1 protein-coding gene is annotated in these 1,529 nt (G+C 38.1%); it reads right to left on the bottom strand.

What is annotated here, in order from left to right; genetic code table 11:
- A partial coding sequence (locus ACGH6Q_RS12280) for a hypothetical protein (protein ID WP_411592987.1) occupies positions 1–1,529 on the bottom strand: 1,529 nt, incomplete at both ends.

Here is a 1,529-nt window from a genome sequence, read left to right as displayed (position 1 = left end):
GTTGTATTCCTCTTGAGTTTTTATTTCTCCTTCTTTCCGTAATACATCTAGTGATTTTTTCGATTTTTTGAATGAATTTTCTTCGGCTTCAATTGGGCTTTTTAATGAACCAAGTTCTTTATAAGCTTGTGATGCTTCGATTAGCTTTCTAAGCTCTTCTGTTTGTTTTGCTGTAACTTTACCGCCCATTTTTTGAGTAATAGCAAGTAATTCAGCTTCAACCGTCATACCCTTAGATTCGAGTTTAGCCACTTCTAGCTTGTCGCTAAGTTCTTTGATTTCTTCGGCGTATGATTTTGTTGTGCCTTTTTTATTGCTTGCCTTAATTTTATTGTTTTCCGCTGACAACACTCTTAATTGTGCTATCAACGGCTGTAAAGCAACCGCTTGGTCATTTGTTAACTTAGTAAAGTTGGTTTGACCAAGTGCCAGCGCCACTAAGTCTTCCCTATACTCATTAGCTCTATCACCCAACGCCGAATAAAGCCCGTCCAAGACAAATGCCGCTTCACTATTTTCTTTGGCTTTCAACTTAGCAATTTCAAGCTCTTTGGATATGCTCGCAAGCTTTTTATCAATTTCTGATTTTGATGCGTCATCCCAGTTTTTTGCTAATTCCTTACCATTATTTACAAGCTTTGGTCCTATACGGGAAGCTAGTATGTCTTCAACTTCTGCTATTTGTTTTTGGGCTGCTAATATTCCGTCAAGAATTTCTTTTTCTTGTTCACGCTGTTTATTTCTAGTGACAAGAGCTTCATTTATTCGTTTTTCATTTGAGTAAATGCCTTTACCATCCAAGATATCTTGTGTTGAATTCATTTGGACGCGCAATAACTTCAACTGCTCTTGTGCATTTTTTATATCTTTGACTGCTTCATCTTTAATAACAACTAATTTTTCATCAGCGAAAGAATTAAGCTGTTCAGAAAGTGCTTTCACTTTTCCAGTTAAACCAACAGCTTCTTCTTTTGCATTTTTTGCCTTTTCATAGAAATAGTACAGCGACATAGCCGCCAACATAGCAGCGCCAGCAGGTCCACCTAACAAAGCCATAGCTGACCTTAGACCATTGGCGGCTAAAGAAGTCGTTTTTATTGCTGTGTTTAGCTGTGTTTGCGCTGCTGCATGTTTGTTTGTTGCTGTAGCTAACTGGGCTTCAACCGCGATAAGCTGTTTATTTAATGATGTTTGGGCGCGCAAGCTATTACAATGCGTTTGAGCTAAAATAATATTCTGTTTCTGAACTTCTAACGCTCTGATGTTCTCGTTAATTCGCTCTATTTCGGCTTGAATCAAAACTTTTTCAGCTTGTGCTTGCCGAATATTTGCAATTGTTTGTTCGGCGCTCTGTTTAGTCACACTAGCTAGCGATGTGATATATTTACCCGCATAAATAGCAGCAAGCGCACCAACTCCTGTCATGAGTATATCGACATGTTGAGACATCAAAATCAGCGAATCAACTAAAACTTTGGTTGCGCCAGTTGAGTTATTAAGTTCACCAAAGTATTTTTTAAGGTTATTCG

Source organism: Gilliamella sp. BG2 (assembly GCF_046635645.1).
Lineage (GTDB): Bacteria > Pseudomonadota > Gammaproteobacteria > Enterobacterales > Orbaceae > Gilliamella > Gilliamella bombi.
This window is presented reverse-complemented; position numbering and strand designations above follow the sequence as displayed.